Annotated in this window: 3 protein-coding genes; 2 read left to right on the forward strand and 1 reads right to left on the reverse strand. The window is 39.3% G+C overall.

Going from position 1 to position 6,392, the window contains the following annotated elements; genetic code table 11:
* Nucleotides 1-139 precede the first annotated feature (139 nt).
* The gene (locus RM545_RS13320; RefSeq protein WP_311495775.1) at nt 140-4,546 is read right to left on the reverse strand and encodes a translocation/assembly module TamB domain-containing protein; all 4,407 of its coding nucleotides are present in this window, start codon (nt 4,544-4,546) and stop codon (nt 140-142) included.
* Nucleotides 4,547-4,646: 100 nt separating this feature from the next.
* On the opposite strand from RM545_RS13320, the gene tsaD reads away from it, so the two are divergent.
* Both tsaD and RM545_RS13330 read left to right on the forward strand, forming a co-directional pair.
* Nucleotides 4,647-5,669: a tRNA (adenosine(37)-N6)-threonylcarbamoyltransferase complex transferase subunit TsaD gene (gene tsaD, locus RM545_RS13325; protein WP_311495780.1), complete on the forward strand. Its 1,023-nt coding sequence runs from the start codon at nt 4,647-4,649 to the stop codon at nt 5,667-5,669.
* 3 nt (nt 5,670-5,672) lie between these two features.
* Complete coding sequence (locus tag RM545_RS13330; RefSeq protein WP_311495776.1) at nt 5,673-6,380, forward strand: 16S rRNA (uracil(1498)-N(3))-methyltransferase; 708 nt, start codon at nt 5,673-5,675, stop codon at nt 6,378-6,380.
* Nucleotides 6,381-6,392: the final 12 nt, after the last annotated feature.

The raw sequence follows: 6,392 nt of genomic DNA on the forward strand, positions 1-6,392 counted from the left end.
TGTATCGCGTTCCTCTTTTATTTTTATTCCATAGGGGTAAATATCCCGAGACTTGTCTCGTTAGTAAATGTTGTAAAGTTTAAAAACGTTTTCCACTAAATACTCCGTGGGCTTGCTCCGGAGAATTTTACTTGCGCTTTTAATTCTGTCCGTTTTCCGGAAAATTAATATAATCCGGGGCGATGGATTTCCGAGTTTCCTCCTCCTCCTCCCCTTCTTTACGCGCCTCTGCTTTGGCTAGTTCAGCATCAGTTATCTTTCTTATCAACTCTTTAAATGTATCAAAATCCACTGAATAGGATAAGCCCACGCCTTGTGTAAATCCTATTTCCTCACCTATAAACTGGATATTATTCTCCCGGTTAAAAACTTTTGCTCTAAGGCTTCCGTCTTCATTTAACAGAAAGTCAATTTCCACATCCCCAATAATGTAAGATTCTGTCACTCCACCTATAGGAACACCTACCTGGCCATTTATCAATACCCTGTCACTTATTTGTGTAGAAAGTGTAAGACCAAAACGATCTACAGTTTGCTGGTCTGGCGTACGATCACCCTGTTGATAGTTTACTCCCACCTGGAATTTTCCATCTTCATCGGCAAAGATATCGTTTACAATACTCGACGCACGTTCTGCCAGTGTACCCGTAATAGCATTTTGCCGAAGCCCGAACTCACTGTAAAATGCGCCCTGAGTTACCAAAAAGAGCGCCTGCAATTCTTTACTCGCCCGGTCGTCTATCCTATACTCTAATTCTGAACGCACTACTGAACTGGCATTAGGAAAACCTATATCAAAAGTGATGTCCGGTTGGGCCAACTGCCCCTGGAGATTAATAATTACTTCTACCGGGATTTTCCGGTTAACTGAAGGATTCTCCAGAAGAACCGAAGGGTTGGCGTCCAGTTCGTAAACAGCACTCACATCCAGCTCTGCCTGTACAGGATTTCCATTCCAGTTGATATTTCCACCAGGTTGAACTCTAAAGATTTTCTGGACCAGTCCTGCGTATTTAAAGTTATAGACTCCCTCGTAAGCAATAAAATCTCCCCACATGTTAAATTTTCCATTGGTATTGATTTCCAGTAATAAGTTACCTGCACCCCGACCTCGCAAGGTACTCCCGCTGGTTTGATCTACCACCACTTCCACTTCAGCATCGTTGGTTACGTCAAGATCGAAAACCATTTCAATTCCTTTTACTTCAGGTAAGATAACTTCTCTTCCGGCTTGTTTTGCTGCTTTTTCTTCGGGACTTAAAAAATGGATATAGGAATTGTCCCCAACAGATTCTGTGTCGCTTAAAGGTATTTTAAAAACGGTACCACGTTCTGTCGTAGCATTAACGTTTATCGATAATTCGTCTGTGGGCCCTTCGATAGATGCGTCGCCGCTTATAAAAGCAGTTCCGTAGTAAAGCGCATCCTCTTCGGCGTCAGTGTCCAATACTAAAAGTCTGTTTGTAGTAACTCCCAGATTCAGAAACCATTCAGAAAAATTCTTATGAGAAATATTTCCGTCCAATATACCACGAGTATCGAATTTAGTATCGGTTAAACCTATGTTATCAAAATCGAATTGTTGCTGTGTCAGGTTTACCACAGATTGATCATCAAAATCGTAATCGACATTCAAATATGGGATACTCAGGCCTGCATTATCCATAAGTAGCTGCCCCCCAAATTCCGGATTCTTATAATTCCCCACTACCCTGGCATTGCCGGAAACTTTTCCACGAATATTGCTTATAGCTTCTCCTCCTAATGGACTAAAAGCTGCCATGTTTAAATCTTCGAGCTCAACCTCCAGATCTATTGTAGGTTGACTGCCACTAACGTCAATGCTGCCAATAGCATTGAGAGATTCAAAATCCTTATTTTTTGAATTGGCCTTAATGGTGTAACTGGTAAGGTTCTCATTTCCTTCTACATCTATTAAAAGATTTCCGAGTAAATTTTCGTTGATATTGAGCGAGTCGATTTTCAAAGAAGTGTTTGGGTAGTAAGCTCCATTTTCCTGAAGTAAATCCAGTCTTCCGTTTAATCTTCCCGCCAGGTCGAGATTATTAATGATCGGCGTTATTTTACCAATATCGACATCGTCAAATTCCATACGGAAATCTTTGTAAGTACTATCCCGCATCACCCCACTAAGTCTTATTTCTTCATCAGCATGACTCATCACCAAAGAATCTATCACAATATTTCTTAGGTTGTTCTCAAAAACAATTTTATTGCTTTTGTTCCCCTCTCCATTAATATACCACAGATTATCCTTGAAAGTAAGATCGGAGCGCTGAATCCCTATAACCGATTTGTTATTCTCGTTTATCGTGTGGTAAAGATTAATATTAAAAAAATCGGAATTATTCTTACCGCCCTGAAATTCGGATCTTATAAATAATGTGTCACGCTGCGTCACATTTATAAAGCTGAATTCAGAAAAATTGTAGAAACCTGTCGAGACACTGTCTGCTTCAAAAAAAGTATTGTAAATGGGATTGGTATTATCTACCCGAAGATTTATATCTTCCAGTAAGTTTTCAAATGCTTCAATTTCAGGAGACCTAAAGTTGAGTTTGAATTCCGACTCGTCAGATTCCACCCTTCCGCGAAGAAAGGTATTTGGAGCAACACGAATTTCGGGATAAAATATTTCTACAATCTGACTGTAAATATCAAAGTCAAATTCCATATACTGGTTAGTAGTAATCGTCCTTGGCTGATAATTGGTATAAATACTACCCAGGGAATTCTCAAAAAGTGCCCCGACTTCCCGTAATTGAAAAACACCTTCTACCTGACCACTAATTACATCTGGTGAATTAATGGCAATGGTTCGTTCTTCACCTTCAAATGATGAGACGATACTAAAATCTTCAAAATAATAGAGATCGTTTTGATTCTGGTAAGAGGTGTTAAGCAGCAAAATGCTTCCGAAGGCATTATCTATAGTAGTACCTTTCATGTTCATAATTACATCTCCTTTAAAAACAGAAACACTGTCGCGGGTAACAAAATTAAGAGCATTTAAATCGGCATAATTTACAGCAGCCTCAAAGTCGTAGACATTTATATCCTGAGAAATATCTGCGAGTCCGTTAAATTCCATTCTAAGATTAGGATCATTGGAAACCAGGTTACCGTTGAAGACAGGATTCCTGAGATTCCCAATCACTCTTATGTCTTTATAGGTATAATTGTTATAATTTATTTTAGAAATGGCACCACGCAACTGTGCGTTTATACTTTCTGCATCAAAACCTTTTCCATCAACATCCAGATTAAAACTTGTTTTACCAAGGGTGGGGTTATTGACAAGGCGGCCTATATTGAAGTCCCTGAAAATAAGGTTTCCTTTATAATTTGCCGTCCTGGTATTATCAAAATTCCTAAGCACAAAATCGGCATCGGCAGAGCCTAGCTGAGTATTAATAATCACATCTGCATCCAAAGAATTACCTGTTAATAAGGCGTTTCCTCTCATCCGGACATTTCCGAAATCCCGTAGCGTTTCCGGTAATTTCCCCAATAACGCCTCCGGAAGCAAATTTACCAGGTCGTAATAGTTGGAATTAAACTGACTAAATTCACCGCTAATCTGAAAATCTGTAGTTTCCTGTGGAAAAATTCCCTGCACAACAAAGTCCCCATCTACAGCACTTCTATCCATCCCCTTAAGCTGAAGATCAATAAGATTAAAATCATTTAAGGTGCCATTGAGGATGGTATTGAAAATAAGTAATTGATCTGTTCCAAATCCATCGTAAAAAATCTTCAGATCATCACTAGAAATCAAAGATTCAGAAAAATCTGCCGTAACCTGCACCTCGTTCACAAAATCGGAAAATTGCTCGGGTGTATATTCAAAAACCAGGTTTCCCTGAATTTTGGATTCAGTTGTTTCAAGAACAAGTTCCTCCAATTTCATGCCGGTGGAACTATACAAAAAAGAGGTGGTTAAGTTGCTGATGCTTAAACCACGGCCTTCTTCAGCCGTTAACCCGTTAATATCCACGTCAATTACATCACCATCAATATTTAAATCTTCAGCAAAAATTGTGAGGTCATTAAAAACAAGAATATCAGAATTTTCCAGATTTTGATCCCTATAGCTAAAATGACTATTCAAAATTTGAACATCATCTACATTTAATTCAAAAGCAGAAGGTTCGCCGGTAGGTTCCTTTTTAAGTTTGGAAAGAAGCAGCGACAGGTTATCCCTCTCCTCGCCTTCGTAACGTTTCATATTAAGCCTTAGATCACGAACAACAGTGTTCCCAAAAGAAGGAGTATTATTAATAAGGTTTCTAAAGCTAAGAATAGAGGTCCTGACCTCCCCGGCAGTAAGTAAAGTATCCTGATGATGATCCTCCACATAAACACCATTAATTTTCACATTCCCAAAATAAGTAAGGCTTACACGATCAATAGATGCATTTATGTCACTGTTTTTCCTTAGCGAGCTGGTAATCTTTTTTGCTACAGAAGTTTGTACGGCAGGAATGGAAAATAAGATCAATAAAAGGATAAAAAACAAAAGCAACCCAACTACTATTCTTTTTAATATTTTCCAGAATTTTTTGATATGCTTTTATGTTTTAACTTTGTACAAAATTAACAACTTCTATGCCCATTTGCCCGCAATGACAGAACAAAATATTTACATACTCGCCATAGAATCTTCTTGTGATGATACCGCTGCAGCCGTATTGTGTAACGGCAGAATTCTCTCGAATATTGTCGCCACCCAGGAGGTTCACCAGCAATACGGTGGTGTAGTGCCGGAACTTGCATCCAGAGCCCATCAACAAAACATTGTTCCTGTTATTCATCAGGCTCTTAAAAAGGCAAATATCGACAAAAATGCGCTATCTGCAATCGCTTTTACACGTGGTCCCGGATTATTGGGTTCCCTTCTTGTAGGCACTTCTTTTGCGAAATCGCTGGCGATGGGCCTTGAAATTCCGTTAATCGAAATCAACCATATGCAGGCGCATATCCTGGCTCATTTTATTGAAGAAGATGGTTTTGAAAAGCCGACTTTTCCATTCCTTGCCCTTACCATTAGCGGTGGACATACGCAGATCGTAAAAGTTTCAGATTATTTTGACATGGAAGTTATTGGAACAACAACAGATGATGCCGTTGGTGAAGCTTTTGATAAAAGTGCAAAAATTATGGGCTTACCTTATCCCGGCGGTCCGTTAATCGATAAATATGCCAAAGAAGGTAATCCAAAAGCTTTTAAATTTCCAAAACCGAAGGTTAAAGGACTTGATTTTAGCTTTAGCGGATTTAAAACTGCGGTGCTTTATTTTATTCAGAAGCAAACGAAAGAAAATCCCAATTTTGTAGAGGAAAACCTGAAGGATATCTGCGCCTCTATCCAGAGCACGATAATTGCCATTTTAATGGATAAGCTTAAACTTGCCGTAAAAGAAACCGGAATAAAACAAATCGCTATAGGCGGAGGGGTTTCAGCCAATAGTGGGATACGAAATGCCCTTAAGGAAGCAGAAAACAAGTATGGCTGGACTACGTTTGTTCCGAAGTTTGAATATACTACAGATAATGCCGCGATGATCGCTATTGCAGGTCATTATAAGTTTTTAAAGAAGGATTTTTCAGATTTTTCCACCACCGCACAGGCGCGATACAAATTTTAGTTTATGCAATTATTTTATCATCCCGAATTACAGGAAAAAGATACGCAGGTCATCTTTCCGAAGGATGAAAGTAAACACATCGCGAAAGTTCTGCGGAAAAAAGAAGGTGATGTGCTGGAAGTAACAAACGGAAAAGGTTTTTTATTTACGGTAGAACTGATTCAAACCGGAAATCAGGCTCTTGCCAAAGTTCTTGAAGTTAAAACTGAAGAATCTGCTCCTTATCACCTGCATATGGCCGTGGCTCCCACAAAAATGAATGATCGTTTTGAATGGTTCCTGGAAAAAGCGACAGAAATTGGGGTTCACGAAATCACCCCTATTATTTGCGACCACAGCGAACGCAAAGTTGTTAAACTGAATCGTTTTGAGCGGGTTTTACAAAGTGCGATGAAGCAATCCCTGCATTTTAGAATTCCCAAACTGAATGAGTCACTAACTTTTTCTGAATTTTTAAGTGCTCATGCTGAAGGAGATCGGTTTATTGCCCATTGCGAAGATGATAAAGAGCGATATTTGCTTAAAAACAGCATAAAACCGAAATCAAAGTCGGTTATGCTTATTGGTCCTGAAGGGGATTTTTCTTCAGAAGAAATACAGAAAGCCCTGGAGCAGAACTGGCAGGCAGTGAGCCTGGGTGACAGCCGCTTAAGAACCGAAACCGCTGCTATTGTTGCCTGCCACACGTTTGCGCTGGCAAATCAGGAATAATTTTACTTCAGA

This window comes from Autumnicola lenta, from assembly GCF_031846515.1.
GTDB lineage: Bacteria > Bacteroidota > Bacteroidia > Flavobacteriales > Flavobacteriaceae > Autumnicola > Autumnicola lenta.

Coding starts and splice junctions, on each gene's coding strand:
- tsaD (WP_311495780.1), top strand. CDS start 4,647: ATGACAGAACAAAATATTTACATACTCGCCATAGAATCTTCTTGTGAT.
- RM545_RS13330 (WP_311495776.1), top strand. CDS start 5,673: ATGCAATTATTTTATCATCCCGAATTACAGGAAAAAGATACGCAGGTC.